Origin of the sequence: Pseudomonas sp. 10B238 (assembly GCF_000970615.1) — a bacterium.
In the GTDB taxonomy this organism is placed as follows: Bacteria; Pseudomonadota; Gammaproteobacteria; order Pseudomonadales; family Pseudomonadaceae; genus Stutzerimonas.
Map to the genome: position 1 here is coordinate 245420 of NZ_KQ033933.1, position 18627 is coordinate 264046.

Annotated in this window: 18 protein-coding genes; 6 read left to right on the forward strand and 12 right to left on the reverse strand. The window is 61.7% G+C overall.

Annotation, left to right across the window (positions count from 1 at the left end):
• Nucleotides 1–20: 20 nt before the first annotated feature.
• Nucleotides 21–932 carry a response regulator gene (locus RT21_RS12705; protein ID WP_046163001.1) on the reverse strand — a complete coding sequence of 304 codons (912 nt, stop codon included), beginning with the start codon at nucleotides 930–932 and terminating at the stop codon, nucleotides 21–23.
• Nucleotides 933–1115: 183 nt separating this feature from the next.
• Between RT21_RS12705 and RT21_RS12710 the strand changes: the two genes are divergently transcribed.
• Nucleotides 1116–1910 (forward strand): universal stress protein, encoded by a 795-nt coding sequence (locus tag RT21_RS12710; protein ID WP_046163002.1) that lies wholly within the window; start codon nucleotides 1116–1118, stop codon nucleotides 1908–1910.
• A gap of 160 nt (nucleotides 1911–2070) precedes the next feature.
• On the opposite strand, the gene RT21_RS12715 is transcribed toward RT21_RS12710, so the two are convergent.
• Nucleotides 2071–2844 (reverse strand): ParA family protein, encoded by a 774-nt coding sequence (locus RT21_RS12715; RefSeq protein ID WP_045431229.1) that lies wholly within the window; start codon nucleotides 2842–2844, stop codon nucleotides 2071–2073.
• 140 nt (nucleotides 2845–2984) lie between these two features.
• Here RT21_RS12715 and RT21_RS12720 point away from each other — a divergent pair, with 140 nt between their 5' ends.
• On the forward strand, nucleotides 2985–4049 hold the full coding sequence (locus RT21_RS12720) for a transporter substrate-binding domain-containing protein (protein WP_046163003.1): 1065 nt from the start codon (nucleotides 2985–2987) through the stop codon (nucleotides 4047–4049).
• A 38-nt stretch (nucleotides 4050–4087) separates the two neighbouring features.
• Here the strand turns inward: RT21_RS12720 and RT21_RS12725 are convergent, their stop codons facing one another.
• The 3 genes from RT21_RS12725 to RT21_RS12735 form a co-directional block, all read right to left on the reverse strand.
• On the reverse strand, nucleotides 4088–4882 hold the full coding sequence (locus RT21_RS12725) for a thymidylate synthase (protein WP_046163004.1): 795 nt from the start codon (nucleotides 4880–4882) through the stop codon (nucleotides 4088–4090).
• 106 nt (nucleotides 4883–4988) lie between these two features.
• On the reverse strand, nucleotides 4989–5789 hold the full coding sequence (gene lgt / locus RT21_RS12730; protein WP_046163005.1) for a prolipoprotein diacylglyceryl transferase: 801 nt from the start codon (nucleotides 5787–5789) through the stop codon (nucleotides 4989–4991).
• Nucleotides 5790–5799: 10 nt separating this feature from the next.
• Nucleotides 5800–6582 carry a sulfite exporter TauE/SafE family protein gene (locus tag RT21_RS12735; protein ID WP_046163006.1) on the reverse strand — a complete coding sequence of 261 codons (783 nt, stop codon included), beginning with the start codon at nucleotides 6580–6582 and terminating at the stop codon, nucleotides 5800–5802.
• 125 nt (nucleotides 6583–6707) lie between these two features.
• On the opposite strand from RT21_RS12735, the gene RT21_RS12740 reads away from it, so the two are divergent.
• Nucleotides 6708–7487 carry an NRDE family protein gene (locus RT21_RS12740; RefSeq protein ID WP_046163061.1) on the forward strand — a complete coding sequence of 260 codons (780 nt, stop codon included), beginning with the start codon at nucleotides 6708–6710 and terminating at the stop codon, nucleotides 7485–7487.
• Here RT21_RS12740 and ptsP read toward each other — a convergent pair.
• Together ptsP and RT21_RS12750 are read right to left on the reverse strand one after the other, a co-directional pair.
• The gene (gene ptsP / locus RT21_RS12745; RefSeq protein ID WP_046163007.1) at nucleotides 7484–9757 is read right to left on the reverse strand and encodes a phosphoenolpyruvate--protein phosphotransferase; all 2274 of its coding nucleotides are present in this window, start codon (nucleotides 9755–9757) and stop codon (nucleotides 7484–7486) included. The two genes, RT21_RS12740 and ptsP, sit on opposite strands and share 4 nt — an antisense overlap.
• 19 nt (nucleotides 9758–9776) lie before the next feature.
• Nucleotides 9777–10256, reverse strand: coding sequence for an RNA pyrophosphohydrolase (locus tag RT21_RS12750; RefSeq protein ID WP_045432287.1), 480 nt, complete (start codon nucleotides 10254–10256; stop codon nucleotides 9777–9779).
• Nucleotides 10257–10434: 178 nt separating this feature from the next.
• On the opposite strand from RT21_RS12750, the gene RT21_RS12755 reads away from it, so the two are divergent.
• A complete protein-coding gene (locus tag RT21_RS12755) occupies nucleotides 10435–11088 on the forward strand; it encodes a histidinol-phosphatase (protein WP_046163062.1) in 654 nt (217 codons plus the stop codon).
• Between the two features lie 14 nt (nucleotides 11089–11102).
• Here the strand turns inward: RT21_RS12755 and RT21_RS12760 are convergent, their stop codons facing one another.
• Nucleotides 11103–11543, reverse strand: a complete 441-nt coding sequence (locus tag RT21_RS12760) for a DUF2269 family protein (RefSeq protein ID WP_046163008.1) — start codon at nucleotides 11541–11543, stop codon at nucleotides 11103–11105.
• Nucleotides 11544–11564: 21 nt separating this feature from the next.
• Nucleotides 11565–13079 carry a threonine ammonia-lyase, biosynthetic gene (ilvA, locus tag RT21_RS12765; RefSeq protein ID WP_046163009.1) on the reverse strand — a complete coding sequence of 505 codons (1515 nt, stop codon included), beginning with the start codon at nucleotides 13077–13079 and terminating at the stop codon, nucleotides 11565–11567.
• A 175-nt stretch (nucleotides 13080–13254) separates the two neighbouring features.
• Here ilvA and rpiA point away from each other — a divergent pair, with 175 nt between their 5' ends.
• Nucleotides 13255–13926 carry a ribose-5-phosphate isomerase RpiA gene (rpiA, locus tag RT21_RS12770; protein WP_046163010.1) on the forward strand — a complete coding sequence of 224 codons (672 nt, stop codon included), beginning with the start codon at nucleotides 13255–13257 and terminating at the stop codon, nucleotides 13924–13926.
• Nucleotides 13927–14048: 122 nt separating this feature from the next.
• Here the strand turns inward: rpiA and RT21_RS12775 are convergent, their stop codons facing one another.
• From RT21_RS12775 to RT21_RS12785, 3 genes are all read right to left on the reverse strand, one after another.
• Nucleotides 14049–14960 (reverse strand): SdiA-regulated domain-containing protein, encoded by a 912-nt coding sequence (locus RT21_RS12775; RefSeq protein WP_046163011.1) that lies wholly within the window; start codon nucleotides 14958–14960, stop codon nucleotides 14049–14051.
• A 101-nt stretch (nucleotides 14961–15061) separates the two neighbouring features.
• The gene (locus tag RT21_RS12780; protein WP_046163012.1) at nucleotides 15062–15727 is read right to left on the reverse strand and encodes a fumarylacetoacetate hydrolase family protein; all 666 of its coding nucleotides are present in this window, start codon (nucleotides 15725–15727) and stop codon (nucleotides 15062–15064) included.
• A gap of 17 nt (nucleotides 15728–15744) precedes the next feature.
• On the reverse strand, nucleotides 15745–17139 hold the full coding sequence (locus RT21_RS12785) for an FAD-binding oxidoreductase (RefSeq protein WP_045432291.1): 1395 nt from the start codon (nucleotides 17137–17139) through the stop codon (nucleotides 15745–15747).
• A 197-nt stretch (nucleotides 17140–17336) separates the two neighbouring features.
• Between RT21_RS12785 and serA the strand changes: the two genes are divergently transcribed.
• Nucleotides 17337–18566 carry a phosphoglycerate dehydrogenase gene (gene serA, locus RT21_RS12790; protein WP_045432294.1) on the forward strand — a complete coding sequence of 410 codons (1230 nt, stop codon included), beginning with the start codon at nucleotides 17337–17339 and terminating at the stop codon, nucleotides 18564–18566.
• Nucleotides 18567–18627: the final 61 nt, after the last annotated feature.

The window sequence follows — 18627 nt, forward strand, 5'->3', positions numbered from 1 at the left end:
TAAGCGGTGCTCGTCTCTATTCAGGCGCCTGGGACGAAGTGCCGTTGTGCTGTCCCGCGGGCGATGAGGCGTGACAGATAATCGAGCTTCTGCGGATCACGATCGACGAAGCGGAAGGTCAGCTGCAACCATTCACTGTCCGGCTTCGGCTCCAGCGCCGCGACGGCGTGAAGGTAACCGTTGAGGCGGGCCACCTCGCCGCCTTCGCCCTGCTCCAGATCAAGCACGGCACTTTCTAGCACTTGCGGCAGCGTCTCGCCGCGCTTGACCACCAGCAGCCCCTCTTTGAGGCTGAGGGCCTTGATTACACAGGCAAGCGTTCCGCTCGGCAAACGCAACTGGCCCTGGCCGCGGCCGCCGCTGGCCGCAGTCGGTTTGGCTGCGCCCGGCTGAGCGAGCGGCGCGGCGAACCCGGGTGCCGGCGAGGCGACCGGCGCAGAAGCCGGTTTGACAACTTCAGCTTTACCGCCCGTCAGCGCAGCCAGGGAATCGTTCGCCATTCCGGTATTGGTCGGCCGTGCCGGTGCGCTGGCGGCCAACGCGTCGAGCTTGCCGGCCCGTCCGAGCGCCTTGCGTACCTTGGTAGTCAACTGTTCGTTGGAGAATGGCTTGCCGATGAAATCGGACACACCTGATTGGATCGCCTGGACCACGTTCTCCTTGTCGCCACGGCTGGTGACCATGATGAACGGGGTGGTCTTGAGCTTTTCCTGGGCACGGCACCAGGTCAGCAGTTCAAGGCCGGACATTTCCGGCATTTCCCAATCACAAAGAATGAGGTCGAACGAATCCCGATCGAGCATCTGCTGGGCCTTGCGCCCGTTCACAGCGTCCTCGATACGAATCCCCGGGAAGTGGCTGCGCAACCCCTTCTTGATCAGATCCCGAATGAAGGGCGCGTCATCCACCACCAGCACACTGACCTTGCTCATCACTCGCTCCTGCTTGAATGGCCGCCAGCATAGCGTTAGCAGCCCGACGAAAAAAGCGTTCCAGATCAAAGCAGCGGCCAGCCTCCTACTGTACGCACGGCTGCTGCCTGCTCCCGATCAGGACAACGCCTGGATCTGGCCGGCATACTGCAGGTATTTCGCCCAGCAAAACGCGAGGCCTTCATGGTTCAGCACATTCTTGTCGCCCACGATCTCAGTCCCGATGCCGACCTGGCCCTGGGCCGCGCCGCACAGTTGGCGCAGCAGACCGGGGCACGACTGAGCGTCTTACACGTTCTGACCGGCAACCCAGGGGCAGCGGAGCAGCGAAATGCACAGAGCTATCTGCAGACAACGCTTGAGCGCCACGGCCTCGCCCAGCTGCAGCCCTGGATTCGTAAGGGCCGCGCCGCTGAAGAAATTCTTACCCAGGCCGCTGGGCTGGAAACCGATCTGCTGGTGATGGGCCGCCACCACCGCCAATCTCCGCAAGGATTTGCTGGCACCACACTGGAGCAAGTGCTGCAGAGCTGCACCGCACCGCTGCTTCTGGCTGTCGCACCGGCAGCGCCCTATTCACAAGCGCTCGCCGCGCTGGATTACTCCAGCTGCGCCAGCCGCGCGCTGCAGGCTGCGTGGCAACTATTGCCGGCTGCCAGCGATCTGACCGCACTGAACATCTACGAAATGCCGGACCTTGATCAGCCGAGCGAGCCCGACCTGGCATTGCAGCGCGAACTGTTCGATCAGTTGCTCAGCGACCTTCAAGCGGGTCTGGACAATTCCGGCGCGCGACTTCATTCGAACCTTCTCCACGGTGAGCGCAATAGTTGCCTCGATTCGGCCATCGCCGCGCTGCAACCGCAACTTCTCGCACTGGGGAGCCACAGCCGTGGTGAAATCAGCAACGCGCTGCTCGGCAGCCTGACTCGGCAATACCTCGACCTGCCGCCCTGCGATGTGTTGATCTCTCATTGACCGCCCAAGGCGGGCGACATGCGCGCCCCCAGTCCAACCGCCTGCGTGACACAAGCCGGGGCGCCACCGTTATGTCAGCTAGCCTGAGTGGCGCGCTTTACGGCTTTACGCTACGCGTATCGTCCGCCGCATTGAGTGAACACGAAGCGCGCTCATTCGATCAGCCCGCATTTTCCAGGTAGGTGTGCAGCTCGACGAACTGCTGCGTCAGCTTGTGCCGCGGGTCGAGGTGGATCAGCGGCGTGCAGACCTGATGCGACTCGCGCATGCGTACCGAACTCATCAGGTGCACCGGAAGTACGGGTAACCCCTCAGCCAGCAGTTCGTCGATCATCTGTTGCGGCAGGGCCGCGCGCGGCTGGAATTGGTTGACGACGATGCCTTCGACACGCAGCGCTTCGTTATGGTCTTCCTGCAGCTCCTCGATTTCGTCGAGCAGGCTATACAGCGCCTGACGGGAGAAGCTGTCGCAGTCGAATGGAATCAGGCAGCGGTCCGCAGCTATCAAGGCCGATAGGGTAAAGAAATTCAGGGCCGGTGGCGTATCCAGATAGATACGTTCGTATTCTTCGGAAAGACTTTCCAGCAGTTTGCGCAGCTTGTTGATCTTGTGCTTGGCTTCGAGCTTGGGTTGCAGATCGGCCAGTTCTGCGGTGGCGGTAATCAGGTGCAGGTTTTCGAAACGGGTTTCCGTGATCGGTGGGCGAGCCTTCTTGCCCGCCGGCCCTCCCGCCAGGATCTGCTTGAAGTAATCGGCGATGCCCGTTGGCAGTTCGTCGCCGGTGAGGCCGGTGAGGTAATGGCTGGAATTGGCCTGCGCATCCAGGTCGATCAACAGCGTGCGATAACCTTGCGCTGCGCTGACTGCCGCCAGGTTGCAGGCAATGCTGGACTTGCCAACACCACCCTTTTGGTTGAATACGACCCGTCGCATGCTCCGTCCTCTGATCATGGTTTCACCGGAGTCTATACAACGCAGATGGCACTCTGGCGACTTTTCATGGACCGAAGGCGCCGCAGGCCCACCGTTCAGCTTTGCTACCCTTGGCGCATTACGACAACGAGGAAAGACCTGTGCCGAGGTTTCTGATCGCTTTGCTGTTCGCCTTATTGAGCCAGCAGGCCGCCGCCCAATCACAAGGCGACGTGCTGCGTGTAGGCATCACGGAGGTCCCACCCTTCGTCATCCAGGAGGCCGATGGCAGTTGGAGCGGTATCAGCATTGACTTGTGGGAGGCGATCGCAGAGCAGGAAGGTTATCGCTACGAGCTGCGACCTTTGCCGTTCGACCAGCTGCTACCGGGCCTGCAGGACGATCGGCTGGATGTGGTGGTCGGTGCCCTGACCATGACTGCCGAGCGCGAGGCACTGGTGGACTTCACGCACCCGTTCAATCGCACCGGACTGGCAATTGGCGTTCCCCAGGATCAACAGGGTGCCGGCTGGGGCGCCGTCCGTGCGCTGTTCTCCTGGCAATTCGCAAGCCTGGTGCTGGGCCTGGGTGCGTTGCTGCTACTGGTCGGCGCGCTGCTCTGGCTGTTCGAGCGCCAGCGCAACCGCGAGCAGTTCGGCGGCAGCTCGGTTGAAGGGCTCGGTAACAGCTTCTGGTGGGCGGCGGTCACCATGACCACGGTCGGCTACGGCGACAAGGCACCCGTGACTCTCGGCGGTCGGCTGATTGCAATCGTCTGGATGTTCGCGGCATTGATCATGGTGTCGACCTTCACTGCAGCCGTGACCAGCACCTTAACGGTCGGCAGCCTGCAGAGCGGCCTGCAAGGTCCGGACGATCTGCGCAGCGCACACGTTGCGACAGTGGACGGCACCGTAAGCGCAGGCTACCTGCAAGAGCACCGCATCCGAGCCACCGCGTTCCCTGATGTGAGCCAAGCCATTAAAGCCGTGCTCGAAGGAGAAGCAGAGGCGGTGGTGTATGACCAGCCCATCCTGCAGTTCCGCAACACCGAGTTGCTGGGCAAAGGCTTGCGGCTGCTGCCCGGCACCTTCGAGCAACAGTCCTACGCCTTTGCAGTGCCCGCTGGCAGCCCCTACCGGGAGCCGCTGAGCCAAGCGATTCTGGACATCACCAACAGCACGCGCTGGCTAGACGTGCAGACGCGCTATCTCGGCGAGCAGTAATCCATAGCGCCCCTCACATGCCGAGAGCGGCGAGACATTCAGACGGCGACGGGCGCCTTGATGTGCGGATGGGCCTCGTACCCTACCAGCTCGAAATCCTCGAAGCGGAAGGCGAACAGGTCCTTCACGTCGGGATTGAGCTTCATCGTCGGCGGCGGTAGCGGTTCGCGGGTTAGCTGCAGGTCGGCCTGTTCCAGGTGGTTTGCATAGAGGTGGCAATCCCCACCGCTCCAGATGAACTCCCCCGGCTGCAGGTCGCAGACCTGAGCCACCATCAGCGTCAGCAGCGCATAGCTGGCGATGTTGAAGGGCACACCGAGGAAGATGTCGGCTGAACGTTGGTACAGCTGGCAGCTGAGCTTGCCGTTCGCAACATAGAACTGGAACAACGCGTGGCACGGCGGCAGGGCCATCTCGTCGACCAGCGCAGGGTTCCAGGCTGAAACGATCAGGCGTCGCGAATCCGGGTTCTTCTTGATCATCTCCACCAGCTTGCTGATCTGGTCGACCGACCCGCCGTTGGGGGCCGGCCAGCTGCGCCATTGGTAACCGTAGACCGGGCCGAGCTCGCCATTCTCGTCGGCCCACTCGTCCCAGATACGCACCCCGTTTTCCTGCAGGTACTTGATGTTGGTGTCACCCTGCAGGAACCACAGCAGCTCGTGAATGATGGATTTGAGGTGGCATTTCTTGGTGGTCACCAGCGGAAAGCCTTCGCTCAGGTCGAAGCGCATCTGATGGCCGAACACGCTGTAGGTGCCGGTGCCAGTGCGATCGCTCTTGAAGGTGCCGTGCTCGCGCACATGGCGCATCAGGTCGAGATACTGTTTCATCGATGGGCTCGAAGCGGGCGCCGTGGCGCTGTGGAAGAGATCCTGCAGATAGTAAAAGTTTGGCGCTCGGCTTGTCGCGTTTATGCGACAAGCCGGGCCTTGCAACTCAGGCTGATGCCTTGGCCGGCTCGTGGCGGTAGCCCCAGGCAATCATGCCGAGGCCGATCAGGATCATCGGCACGCACAGGACCTGCCCCATGGTCAGCCAACCGAACGCCAAGTAGCCGAGCTGCGCATCGGGTACGCGCACAAATTCAACGATGAAACGGAAGATGCCATAGCAGACGGCAAACAAGCCGGAGACTGCCATGGTCGGTCGTGGCTTGCTCGAGTAGATCCAGAGAATGACGAACAACGCCACGCCTTCCAGGGCGAACTGATAGAGCTGCGAGGGATGCCGCGCCAGCTGCTGCGGGTCGGTGGGAAAGACCATGGCCCAGGGCACATCGGTCGCCTTGCCCCACAGCTCAGCATTGATGAAGTTGCCGATGCGCCCAGCCCCCAGCCCGATCGGCACGAAAGGCGCGATGAAGTCCATCAGCTCGAAGAACTTCTTGCCGTTGCGCCGGGCGAAAATCCAGGTGCACAGCAGCACGCCAAGCAAGCCCCCGTGAAACGACATGCCCCCCTTCCAGACCTGGAAGATAAGCGTTGGCTCGTTGATATAGGACGCCAGATCGTAGAACAGCACATAACCCAGCCGCCCGCCAACGATCACGCCCATCGCCACCCAGAACACCAGGTCAGAGAGTTTGTCCTTGTCCCAGCTGGGATCGAAGCGGTGCAGGCGGCGGGACGCCAGCAGCCAGGCCCCGCCTATGCCGATCAGGTACATCAGGCCATACCAGTGGATTTGCAGCGGGCCTAGCGAAACGGCCACAGGGTCTATCTGCGGATAAGGCAGCATCCGGGTTTCCTCAAATCAAGAAATTGATACCAACGCCCAACAACAACAGCGCAAACAGGCGCCTCAGCATCAGCGCCGACAGCCGATGGGCCAGTTGCGCCCCGATACGGGCAAAAAACATACTGGTGATCGCGATGCCCAGCACCGCTGGGAAATAAACGAATCCAAAGCTCCAAGCCGGGAGATGCGGGTCCTGCCAGCCGACCACTGCGAAACTCAACGCGCCGACGATGGCAATCGGCAGGCCGCATGCGGCGGACGTCGCCACCGCCTTTTGAATGGGCACGCTGCGCCAGCTGAGAAAGGGCACCGTTAAAGAACCTCCACCGATTCCGAAGATCGCCGACGCCCAGCCAACCACGACACCAACCAGCGTGAGCGCCGGCTTACCGGGCACGCCTCGGCTGGCCTTGGGCTGAAGCGAAAACGCCATCTGAACGGACACAGCGATGGCGAAGACCCCGATGATTTTCTGCAGTAGCGGTCCTTGAATCGCAGCCGCCGTGAGACTGCCCAAGGCAGCGCCAAACAGAATGCCAAGGGTCATCCATAGCACCACGGGCCAGAGCACTGCACCTTTGAGATGATGAGCTCTGATCGAGTTCAGCGAAGTAAAAACGATGCTCGCCAGCGACGTGCCGACGGCCAGATGGGTCAGCACCAACGGATCGAAACCCTGGAGAGTGAAGCTGAAAACAAGCACCGGGACGATGATCATCCCACCGCCTACACCGAACAGCCCGGCCAGCAAACCAGCAAACCCGCCGAGCAGCAGGTAAAGCGCGAACTCCATCGGGCCATCCTGACCAAAACAAAGCAGCATGTTAGCGGAAAAACTGCCCGGAAGCTGAAAGCGGGTTGCCGAGCCGGGCGGCTTGGCTTCAAGCTTTCGCCTCTCGCACCCAGCTGAGCCTGACCATGTGCCTAATCGTATTCGCCTGGCGCCCGAGCCACGCATTGCCGCTCATCGTCGCGGCCAACCGTGACGAATTTCATGCGCGTCCCAGCCTGCCGCTGGGCCACTGGGACGACGCGCCAGAAATCGTAGCTGGGCGCGACCTCCTGGCGGGCGGGACCTGGATGGGAATCAGTGCAGCGGGACGCTTCGCCGCACTGACCAACATCCGCGCACCGGGTACCCCAGCCGGTGCGCGCTCACGAGGCGAACTGCCCGAGCGCTATCTGCGCAGTGATCTGTCGCCCCAGGCCTACCTGAGCAAATTGACTGGCCACCTCGAGCATTACTCGGGCTTCAATCTGCTGGTTGGGGATGCGCGTGAGTTGTGGTACCTGAATTCAAAGTCCGCCACACCGGAACGGTTGTCGGCCGGTGTCTACGGCTTGTCGAACGCAGCGCTGGATACACCCTGGCCGAAGCTCGTTCGCGCCCGCGCCGCGTTGCAGGCTTGTACCGATGCACCGGAGGTGGACACCCTGTTGCAGGTGTTAAGCGACCCCCAACCCGCCGCAGACGGCGAGATGCCAAGCACCGGCGTGCCCTACGAATGGGAGAAGAAGCTGTCCAGCGTATTCATATCAAGCGCTGACTACGGCACCCGCGCCAGCACAGTATTGATCCGCCGCGCGGACGGCTCCGCACATATCACCGAGCGCCGCTTCGGACCGGCTGGGGTGCTGGATCAACGCCGCATCGACGTGCATTCATCCAGCCAGGAGGGGCGCTCGGATCCGATCTAGAGCGCCGCCGACGGGTTGAGCATGCGATCCAGCCCCAGGTTGCGCAGGGTCAACTGCACGGTGGCATGGATCACCTGAGGGCTGTCCATGACCATGACCTTGGCCAGCAGCTCGCGCGCCGTGACCGAGCTGATCTGACGCAGCATCCACTTCACCTTCGGCAGGTTGGTGGCGTTCATTGACAGGCTGTCGAACCCCATCGCCAGCAGCAGGATGGCCGCACCGGGGTCACCTGCCATCTCACCGCAGATGCTGACCGGCTTGCCTTCGCCGTGGGCTTCACGGACGACGCGCTGCAAGGCCTCGAGCACTGCCGGATGCAGGTAATCATAGAGATCGGCCACACGCGGGTTGTTGCGGTCGACCGCCAGCAGGTATTGGGTCAGGTCATTGGACCCCACCGAGAGGAAGTCCACCTGACGCGCCAGTTCGCGGGTCAGATAGACCGCAGCCGGCACTTCGATCATCACCCCCACCGGCGGCATTTCGACGTCGGTGCCTTCGTCACGCACCTCGCCCCAGGCGCGGTGGATCAGGTGCAGCGCCTCTTCCAGCTCGCGCGTGCCGGAAATCATCGGCAGCAGAATGCGCAGGTTGTTCAGCCCGGCGCTGGCCTTGAGCATGGCGCGGGTCTGCAGCAGGAAAATCTCGGGGTGATCCAAGGTAACGCGGATGCCGCGCCAGCCGAGGAACGGATTTTCTTCCTTGATCGGGAAGTACGGCAGGCTTTTGTCACCGCCAATATCGAGACTGCGCATAGTCACCGGCAGCGGATGGAAGGCCTGGAGCTGTTCGCGATAAATCGCCATCTGCTCCTTCTCGCTGGGGAAGCGCTCCTTGATCATAAAGGGCACTTCGGTGCGATACAGGCCGACGCCTTCGGCGCCGCGCTCCTGGGCGCGCACCACATCGGCGAGCAGGCCGGTGTTCACCCATAGCGGAATACGCAAACCATCGGTGGTCTCGCACGGCAACTCGCGCAGCACGTCGAGCCCTTCGGACAGCTGCCGTTCCTGCTCGGCCAGAACCAGATACTGCTCGCGCAGCACCTTGGCAGGATTGGTGATGATCTCGCCACGGGTGCCGTCGATGATCAGCTCGATGCCGTCGACCTTCGAGTACGGCAGGTCGACCGCCCCCATGACCGTCGGAATGCCCATTGCCCGGGCCAGGATCGCCACATGCGAGTTGCTCGATCCGAGCACCGACACCATGCCCATCAGCTTGCCTTCAGGCACTTCGCCGAGCATCGCCGGAGACAGTTCTTCACTGACGAGGATAGTGTTGTCCGGGTAGGTCAGCGTCTGCTGCCGGGCCTGCTGCAGATAGCTGAGCAGACGGCGACCGATGTCTTTGACGTCGGAGGCGCGCTCACGTAGGTAGGCGTCGTCCATCATCTCGAAGCGACCCACATGGTCGGCAACGACTTGGCGTAACGCGCCTTGCGCCCACTGGCCGGTGCGAATGACCTTGGACACCTCGCCACCTAGGGCAGAGTCGTCGAGCATCATCAGGTAGACGTCGAACAGTGCGCGCTCTTCCTTGCGCATCTGCGTAGCAAGCTTGTCGGACAAGGCACGCATGTCGGCACGTACAGCCGCGAGCGCAGCTTCGAACAGCTCGAGCTCGGCTGGAATGTTATCGATAGCCTTGTCGGGCACGACGTCCAGATCAGCCGGAGGCAGCACGACGACTGCCGTACCCACCGCCGCCCCGGGCGCACCCGGAATACCGATGAAACGGGTTTCCTGAATGCCTTTGCCCTGCCGGCCGAGGCCGCGGATCGAGCCGGTTGCCTCGGCGTGGGCGATTACCCCGGCGAGCTGCGCGCTCATCGTAACCAGGAAGGCTTCCTCGCCTTCGTCGAACAGGCGCTGCTCTTTCTGCTGGATGACCAGTACGCCCATCACCCGCCGGTGGTGGATGATCGGTGCGCCGAGAAAAGAGGCGTAGCGCTCTTCACCGGTCTCGGCAAAGTAGCGATAGCGCGGGTGCTCGGAGGCATGCTCCAGGTTCAGCGGCTCCTCGCGGGTGCCAACTAGACCGACCAGACCTTCGTTAGGCGCCATGCTGACCTTGCCGATGGCTTTCTTGTTCAGACCTTCGGTGGCCATGAGCACGAAGCGTCCGGATTCCGGATCGAGCAGGTAGACCGAGCAGACTTGGCTGCCCATGGCCTCCCGAACTCTCAGCACGATGATGCCCAACGCCGCCGTGAGGTCCTTGGCGGCATTGACTTCCTGGACGATCTTGCGAAGCGTGCCGAGCATGCTCAGGGGCTTTCTCCCGTCAATCCCGCGCCAAGAGGCGCGGGGCGAGTTCTTTTAAGGCGCGACGGTAAACCTCGCGCTTGAAGGTGACCACCTGGCCCAGCGGGTACCAGTAACTGACCCAGCGCCAACCGTCGAATTCTGGCTTGCCAGTCAGATCCATGCGCACCCGGTCCTCGGCGCCGGTGAGGCGCAGCAAAAACCACTTCTGTTTCTGACCGATGCACAGCGGCTGGCTGTGAGTACGCACCAGGCGCTGCGGCAAGCGATAGCGCAACCAGCCGCGGGTGCAAGCAAGGATTTTCACATCCTGCTGTTCCAAGCCGACTTCTTCGTTGAGTTCGCGGTAGAGGGCCTCTTCCGGCGTCTCGCGTGGATTGATTCCGCCTTGCGGAAATTGCCAGGCATCCTGATTAATCCGCCGAGCCCACAACACCTGCCCGACATCATTGGTCAGGATGATGCCGACATTGGGGCGAAAACCATCGGAGTCGATCACGGCAACAACCTCGCAAACGCATGTCGCGGCATTGTTCCACAAAAACGTGAAAAGCAGAAAGCGCGCATGGGAGCCATTGATCAACCAGAAGCGGCGCTCCATCGAAGTGCTTGGCATCTGCCATCTATCGAGCGATCCCGCTATGCTTCGCCTCCCTTCATCGCCCGAGGAACGCAGCGTGCGCCTGGCTCTATTCGATCTCGACAACACCCTCCTGGCCGGTGACAGCGACCACGCCTGGGGCGAATTTCTCTGCCAGCGCGGACTGGTCGACGCCGAGGCCTATCGCGCCCGCAACGATGCTTTTTATCAGGATTACCTGGCCGGCGCGCTGGATGTGCTGGAGTATCAGAACTTCTGCCAGGAACTGCTTGGGCGCAGCGAGATGCCGCAGCTTCAGCAATGGCATGCTGAGTTCATGCGCGACCACATCGAACCCATCGTGCTGGCGAAAGGCGAGGCACTGGTCCGCCAGCATCATGACGCCGGTGACCGGGTGGTGATCATCACCGCAACCAACCGCTTCATTACCGGGCCTATCGCCAAACGGCTGGGCGTCGATACCCTGCTGGCCACCGAATGCGAGATGCAGGAGGGGCGATACACCGGTCGGCTGACCGATGTGCCGTGCTTTCAGGAAGGCAAGGTGACACGAATCGAACGTTGGCTGATGGAAAATGACCAGAGCCTGGATGACAGCTATTTCTACAGCGACTCGCGCAACGACCTGCCACTGCTCGAGCGGGTCAGCCATCCAGTCGCCGTCGACCCCGACCCCACCCTTCGCGATATCGCTCAGCAGCGCGGCTGGAGCATCATCAGCCTGCGCTGAGTGGCGGCCGCAGACTAGACCGGCTTGGCGCCCATCAACCCCATGATGGCGATCAGAATCAGCAAGATCAGCCCAGCGTAAACCAGCGCAAAGCGTGGCAGGCGCGCGGGCGCTGGGGTATCGCCCAACGCTTGCCAGGCGCGCAACCGGCCACCGAGTAACAAGGTGAGCGGTACGAGGATCAGAAATAGCACCGAACTGACCAGCAGCCACAGCTGGCCGAGCGGTAAGCCTGCCAGATGGGCCAGCCACCAGCCTGTCACCGGCAGCAGCAATCCAAGCACGGCGAGCAACGGCAGCGACATCAGCCGGGTCCGCCGCAGTTTTTTCTGCAACACGGTGGAATCCCCCCGCCGCGAGGCTTTCCAGAGCATGACAATGTGGGCGACCAGCCCGAGCGTGAGCAGGATTGCCAGCGCGGCATGGGTAATGTTCAGCAGTTGATAGTGTTCCATCAATCCTCGCGGTACGGCTGGTCAGCCGAGAAACAGTTGGTAGGCCGGGTTGTCTGTCTCGTCCCAGTAGCGGTAGCCGATCTTGTCCAGCGCGGCCGGCAACAAGTGACGGTCCTCGGCGGGTACTTGCAAGCCGGCCACCACTCGACCGTCAGCAGCACCATGGTTGCGGTAGTGGAACATCGAAATATTCCAGCGCCCGCCGAGGTTGTTAAGAAAGTTGAACAGCGCGCCCGGACGCTCCGGGAATTCAAAGCGGTAAACCACCTCGTCGCTGACGCCGGACGCATGTCCGCCGACCATATGACGTGTGTGCAGCTTGGCCAGCTCATTGTCGGTGAGATCGAGTACCGGGAAACCCTTGGCGCGCAACCCTTCTACCAGCGCCGCACGCGGATCGTTTTCCGGATGCGTCTGCACGCCGACGAAGATGTGCGCTTCGCGATCCTGGTGGTAGCGGTAGTTGAACTCGGTGATCTGGCGCTTGCCGATGGCCTCGCAAAAGGCCTTGAAGCTGCCCGGCTCCTCGGGGATGGTCACTGCAATGATCGCTTCGCGCTTCTCGCCCAGCTCGGCCCGCTCGGCGACGTGACGCAGGCGGTCGAAATTGACGTTAGCCCCTGAATCGATGCCCACCAGTACCTGGTTCTCGACCCCGTCACGCTCGACGTAGCGCTTGATCCCGGCCACCGCCAGGGCACCGGCCGGCTCGGTGATCGAGCGGGTGTCGTCGTAGATGTCCTTGATGGCCGCACAGATCTCGTCGGTACTGACCGTGATCACTTCGTCGACATGGTGCCGGCAGATATCGAAGGTGTACTGACCGATCTGCGCCACCGCCACCCCGTCGGCGAACAAGCCCACCTGCGGCAGCACCACGCGCTCGCCGGCCGCCATCGCCTGCTGCAGGCAGTTGGAATCATCCGGCTCCACGCCGATGACCTTGATCTCGGGGCGCAAATATTTGATGTACGCGGCCACGCCCGCGATCAGCCCGCCGCCGCCCACTGGCACGAAGATCGCGTCCAGCTGGCCCTGATGCTGGCGAAGAATTTCCATCGCCACGGTGCCCTGCCCGGCAATGACGTGAGGATCGTCGTAAGGGTGGATATAGACGTAGCCCTTCTCCTCGACCAGCCGCAGCGAGTAGGCCAGCGCCTCGGGAAAAGCGTCCCCGTGTAGCACCACCTTGCCGCCGCGCGCACGCACGCCCTGCACCTTCAGTTCCGGCGTGGTACGCGGCATGACGATGGTCGCCTTGATACCCAGCTCGCGGGCCGCCAAGGCCAGGCCCTGGGCATGGTTGCCGGCCGATGCGGTGACCACGCCGCGCGCCAGCTCCTCGGGTGACAGCTGCACCAGCTTGTTATAGGCACCGCGAATCTTGAACGAGAACACCGGCTGCAGATCCTCGCGCTTGAGCAGAATCTGGTTACCCAGCCGCTCGGAAAGCTGGCGGGCAGGCTGCAACGGGGTTTCCACCGCAACGTCATAGACGCGCGAGGTGAGGATCTTCTTGACGTACTGTTCGAGCATCGTGAGCTATCTTGGCGGGCCTTGCGGGGCAGACGAGTCTACTCTGCGAAAAACCCTGCGACCACCGTCAATCGGCGCGTAAAACAGCAGTACAGCCTAAGCAGGCAAGACCCGCCGCGGAGCCCCCGCTATACTCCCACCCTTCGACTCACTCACCGCCCCGGACCTTTACGCCATGACTCAGGATCAACTCAAGCAGGCTGTCGCCCAGGCCGCTGTCGACCTCATCGTGCCGCAGCTCACCGACCGCAGCATCGTCGGCGTTGGCACCGGTTCCACCGCCAATTTCTTCATCGATCTGCTGGCCAAGCACAAAGGCTTCTTCGACGGCGCGGTAGCCAGTTCCGACGCAACCGCCGAGCGTCTGAAAGGCCACGGCATCCCGGTTTACGACCTGAATTCGGTATCGGACCTGGAGTTCTACGTCGACGGCGCCGACGAGACCAACAGCCATCTGGAACTGATCAAGGGCGGCGGCGCAGCCCTGACCCGGGAAAAGATCGTCGCCGCAGTGGCGCGCACCTTCATCTGCATCGCCGACGGCAGCAAGCTGGTCGAACGCCTCGGCGAGTTTCCCCTGCCGGTCGAAGTGATACCGATGGCCCGCAGCCACGTGGCGCGTGAATTGGTCAGGCTGGGTGGAGATCCGGTCTACCGTGAGGGCGTGGTGACCGACAACGGCAACGTCATTCTGGTCGTGCACAACCTCATGATCGGCTTCGCCCCGGATGTGGAAGCGCAGATCAACAACATCGTCGGCGTGGTCACCAACGGGCTGTTCGCTGCACGCCCGGCCGACATTCTGCTGCTAGGCACCAAAGACGGTGTTCAGACCCTCAAGCGTTGACTATTTGGTTGTTGGCACCGGCGAGCTCGGTCCACGCACCGACCTCCAACCACATGAAGTACTGCAAGCCTTCGTCGCTGATCACGTTAAGTGACAGCGATCGGGGCGATCCAAATCGAAGGTCAGCGCCTACGACTGAAAACATAGAAGCGGTTCGGCTCCGCGACGACATAGATATTCCCCTGCCCGTCCATGGCGACACCCTCGGCCTGGTCTATTCCCTCCACTAAGCCGTTGAGGCCGCCGAGCAGTCTGATGAAGCTGAGCGGCCGGCCTCGCTGGTCGAGTTCGACCAGCAGGCGCGATTCATCGGACAGCATCAGGGTGTGGCCGGTGCGCGGGTCGATGGTCACCGATGAGATATCACGCACCAGCAACGGCTGCTCGGGCCAGGCCTCGAGGATGCCGGCGGCACCGTCCTCTCCGGGAAAAGGCAGCTCGAACAATCCCTGCGGATCGCGCTCCTTGGCCAACAGCATGCGTTTGGTGCGCGGATTCCAGGCCAGCCCTTCAAAGCCTTTATTACCTGCACCGTTGAAACCCAAGTCATAGGTTGCGAGATCATCAAGATCGAGACTTTCCACCCCTGGCGCCAGCCGAAACACTGCAACCAGCCGACGCCGCTCGTCGACGATACCGAGTCGCCCGTCATCCAGCGCTTCGACCGCTTCAGGATCAGAGAATCCGGTCAGGGTGATGCGCCGCAGCACGACGCCGCCAGGGGAAAACTCCACGAGCTGCGGGTTTTGGCCGGTGACGGTAAATAGCGTCCCGGTCGCAGCATTCCAGGTCAGCCCAGAAGTTTCGTCGTCTTCCAGGCCAAACAATTTGGTCTCCAACGCCAGCTCATAGTCTGGCAACCAGATGCTCGCCGCGCGCTCTTGAGAATCGATGTATTGCTCCTGCCAGTAGAGTTTCAGCTGGTCGTCCCAATGCAGCATCCAGCCGACCAGCAAGGCCATCGCGATGGTTAGGACTAAGGAAACGTACAGAAACAGGCGGATGCGGGATGGTCGGATGGCGGCGTCAGGCATGTAGGCAAACCCAAGTAGAGCGTGCGATTACAGCATGACCTTCACAGGGAGGATATAGCGCTGCAGGCCGGATACGTCAGACGTACCCGGCCCATACTGGGTTAAAGCACGCGACTTTCGAAGCGAGACAACCCGACCAGTTCCAGTACCAGTTCGTCACCCTGATGGAGGGGGCCAACACCCACCGGCGTGCCGGTCAGCACCACGTCGCCCGGTTGCAGGCTGAAGTGCCCGGCGATGTGCTGCAGCAGCGGCAGGATGGCATTGAGCATCTGGTTGCTGTTGCCGTCCTGACGCACCTCACCGTTGATGGTCAGGCGCACGCCGATGTCAGTCAGATCTTCCACTGCATCGCCCGGCACGAATGGAGCCAGCACGCAGGCACCGTCAAAGCTTTTAGCGATTTCCCATGGATGGCCCTTTTCCTTCAGTTTGGCCTGCACGTCGCGCAGGGTCAGGTCGAGGGCTGGGGCAAACCCGGAGATCGCGTCGCGAACCTCTTCTTCGTTCGGCTTGCGCGACAACGGCTTGCCGATCAGCACGGCGATTTCCGCCTCGTAGTGCACGGCACCACGGTCAGAGGGAATACTGAAGCCGCTGTCCAGCGGCACGGTGCAGCTGCCGGCCTTGATGAACAGCAGAGGCTCGGTCGGCACCGGGTTGTTCAGCTCTTTGGCGTGCTCGGCGTAGTTACGACCGATGCAGACGACTTTGCCCAACGGGTAGTGGATCGTGGTGCCGTCGGTGTACTGGTGCTTGTAGGTCATGGAGAGTTCCTGTCTGCTCAAACAGCGAAGATCTTGCCCGGATTCATGATGCCGTTCGGATCGAAGGCTGCCTTGACCGCCTTCATGTACTCGATTTCCACCGGCGAACGGCTGTACTCGAGGTAGTCACGCTTGGTCATGCCGACGCCATGTTCGGCAGAGATCGAACCGTTGTACTTCTGTACGGTTTCGAACACCCACTTGTTCACCGTCGCGCACTTGCCGAAGAACTCGTCCTTGTCCATCGCATCCGGCTTGAGGATGTTCAGGTGCAGGTTGCCGTCGCCGATGTGGCCGAACCAGACGATCTCGAAATCCGGGTAGTGCTCACCGACGATGGCGTCGATTTCCTTGAGGAAGGCCGGCACCTTGGCGATGGTGACGGAGATGTCGTTCTTGTACGGCGTCCAGTGGCTGATAGTTTCGGAGATGTACTCGCGCAGCTTCCACAGGTTCTGCAGTTGCTGCTCACTCTGGCTCATCACGCCATCGAGTACCCAGCCCTGCTCAACGCAATGCTCGAAGGTCGCCAGCGCCTGATCGGCGCGCTCATCGGTGGTGGCTTCGAATTCCAGCAGCGCGTAGAACGGGCAGCTGGTTTCGAACGGTGCCGGCACGTCGCCGCGGCCGAGCACCTTGGCCAGTGCCTTGTCGGAGAAGAACTCGAAGGCGGTCAGGTCCAGCTTGTCCTGAAAGGCGTGCAGCACCGGCATGATCGAGTCGAAGTCCGGCGTGCCCAGCACCAGCGCAGTCAGATTGGTTGGCTGGCGCTCCAGGCGCATCGTCGCCTCGACGACGAAGCCCAGTGTGCCCTCGGCACCGATGAAGAGCTGGCGCAGGTCATAGCCGGTGGCGTTCTTGATCAGGTCCCTGTTCAGCTCGAGCAGGTCGCCCTTGCCAGTGACGACCTTAAGCCCCGCTACCCAGTTACGGGTCATGCCATAGCGAATCACCTTGATCCCGCCGGCATTGGTGCCAATGTTGCCGCCGATCTGGCTGGAGCCTGCGGAGGCGAAGTCCACCGGGTAATACAGGCCCTTGTCTTCGGCGAACTGCTGCAGCTGTGCGGTGACCACGCCCGGCTGGCAGACCGCGGTGCGGTCCATCTCGTTGAATTCGAGAATCTGGTTCATATAATCGAACGACACCACCACCTCGCCATTGGCCGCCACGGCGGCAGCGGAAAGGCCGGTGCGGCCGCCCGAGGGCACCAGAGCGATCTTTCGCTCGTTGGCCCAGCGCACGATAGCCTGCACCTGCTCGATGGTCTTCGGGAACACGATGGCCGAGGGTGCCGGGGCGTACTGCTTGGTCCAGTCCTTGCCGTAGGTGTTCAGCGAATCGGCATCGGTCAGCACCTTGCCAGGCTCGACCAGGGTCTTCAGCTCGTCGATCAGGGCGGGGTCGGTCATCATGGGAACTCTCATTCGATTCATGGTCACCCTGAGTACGCTTCAGCTCAGGACATGGGTGTTTCGAGGGGTGCGTATGCTAGCATACGCACCCTTTTGAAACGTGCCTCGGCAGACTCCCGACACCGCTGATACCGGGTCGGCCAGCCTTCGCTGGACACTTCGTCCTACCCTTCGGCCTTAAGGTTTAAATGCAGATGAGCCAGACCTCTCTCGACAAGAGCAAGATCAAGTTCCTTCTTCTCGAAGGCGTGCACCAGAACGCTGTCGACACCCTCAAGGCCGCCGGCTACTCCAACATCGAGTATCTCAAGACCGCGCTGACCGAGTCGGAGCTGAAAGAGAAGATCGCTGACGTCCATTTCATCGGGATTCGTTCGCGCACTCAGCTCACCGAGGACGTATTCGAAGCAGCAAATAAACTGATCGCTGTCGGCTGTTTCTGCATCGGCACCAACCAGGTCGATCTCAATGCCGCCCGCGAGCGCGGCATTGCGGTATTCAACGCCCCGTACTCCAACACTCGCTCGGTGGCCGAGCTGGTGCTGGCCGAAGCCATCCTGCTACTGCGGGGCATTCCGGAGAAGAACGCGTCCTGCCATCGCGGCGGCTGGATCAAGTCGGCAGCCAACTCCTTCGAAATTCGCGGCAAGAAGCTGGGCATCATCGGCTACGGCTCCATCGGCACGCAGCTGTCGGTGCTCGCCGAGGGCCTCGGCATGCAGGTCTTCTTCTATGACGTGGTGACCAAGCTGCCGCTGGGCAACGCCACTCAGATCGGCTCACTGTATGAGCTGTTGGGCATGTGCGACATCGTCTCCCTGCACGTCCCCGAGCTGCCATCCACTCAGTGGATGATCGGTGAGAAGGAAATCCGCGCCATGAAGAAAGGCGCAATCCTGATCAACGCTGCGCGCGGCACCGTGGTCGAGCTGGATCACCTCGCCGCTGCGATCAAGGACGAGCACCTCATCGGCGCCGCCATCGACGTGTTCCCGGTCGAGCCCAAATCCAACGATGAAGAGTTCGAAAGCCCGCTGCGTGGCCTGGATCGCGTGATCCTGACCCCACATATCGGCGGTTCGACCGCCGAAGCACAGGCCAACATCGGCCTGGAAGTGGCGGAAAAGCTGGTCAAGTACAGCGACAACGGCACCTCGGTATCGTCCGTCAACTTCCCGGAAGTGGCCTTGCCATCGCACCCCGGCAAGCACCGCCTGCTACACATCCACCAGAACATCCCGGGCGTGATGAGCGAGATCAACAAGGTGTTCGCCGACAACGGCATCAATATCTGCGGCCAGTTCCTACAGACCAACGAGAAGGTTGGCTACGTCGTCATCGATGTAGATAAGGACTATTCCGACCTGGCGCTGGAAAAACTGCTGCAGGTCAACGGCACCATCCGCAGCCGCGTGTTGTTCTAAGCGCTGCACTGGCAGTATCGAACGGGAGGCTTAGGCCTCCCGTTTTCGTTTTGCCGCATGG

What these genes read in the sequence shown, in the direction of transcription:
- RT21_RS12705 (WP_046163001.1), bottom strand. Translation starts at nt 932, where the DNA reads ATGAGCAAGGTCAGTGTGCTGGTGGTGGATGACGCGCCCTTCATTCGG.
- RT21_RS12710 (WP_046163002.1), top strand. Translation starts at nt 1,116, where the DNA reads ATGGTTCAGCACATTCTTGTCGCCCACGATCTCAGTCCCGATGCCGAC.
- RT21_RS12715 (WP_045431229.1), bottom strand. Translation starts at nt 2,844, where the DNA reads ATGCGACGGGTCGTATTCAACCAAAAGGGTGGTGTTGGCAAGTCCAGC.
- RT21_RS12725 (WP_046163004.1), bottom strand. Translation starts at nt 4,882, where the DNA reads ATGAAACAGTATCTCGACCTGATGCGCCATGTGCGCGAGCACGGCACC.
- lgt (WP_046163005.1), bottom strand. Translation starts at nt 5,789, where the DNA reads ATGCTGCCTTATCCGCAGATAGACCCTGTGGCCGTTTCGCTAGGCCCG.
- RT21_RS12735 (WP_046163006.1), bottom strand. Translation starts at nt 6,582, where the DNA reads ATGGAGTTCGCGCTTTACCTGCTGCTCGGCGGGTTTGCTGGTTTGCTG.
- RT21_RS12740 (WP_046163061.1), top strand. Translation starts at nt 6,708, where the DNA reads ATGTGCCTAATCGTATTCGCCTGGCGCCCGAGCCACGCATTGCCGCTC.
- ptsP (WP_046163007.1), bottom strand. Translation starts at nt 9,757, where the DNA reads ATGCTCGGCACGCTTCGCAAGATCGTCCAGGAAGTCAATGCCGCCAAG.
- RT21_RS12760 (WP_046163008.1), bottom strand. Translation starts at nt 11,543, where the DNA reads ATGGAACACTATCAACTGCTGAACATTACCCATGCCGCGCTGGCAATC.
- ilvA (WP_046163009.1), bottom strand. Translation starts at nt 13,079, where the DNA reads ATGCTCGAACAGTACGTCAAGAAGATCCTCACCTCGCGCGTCTATGAC.
- rpiA (WP_046163010.1), top strand. Translation starts at nt 13,255, where the DNA reads ATGACTCAGGATCAACTCAAGCAGGCTGTCGCCCAGGCCGCTGTCGAC.
- RT21_RS12775 (WP_046163011.1), bottom strand. Translation starts at nt 14,960, where the DNA reads ATGCCTGACGCCGCCATCCGACCATCCCGCATCCGCCTGTTTCTGTAC.
- RT21_RS12780 (WP_046163012.1), bottom strand. Translation starts at nt 15,727, where the DNA reads ATGACCTACAAGCACCAGTACACCGACGGCACCACGATCCACTACCCG.
- RT21_RS12785 (WP_045432291.1), bottom strand. Translation starts at nt 17,139, where the DNA reads ATGACCGACCCCGCCCTGATCGACGAGCTGAAGACCCTGGTCGAGCCT.
- serA (WP_045432294.1), top strand. Translation starts at nt 17,337, where the DNA reads ATGAGCCAGACCTCTCTCGACAAGAGCAAGATCAAGTTCCTTCTTCTC.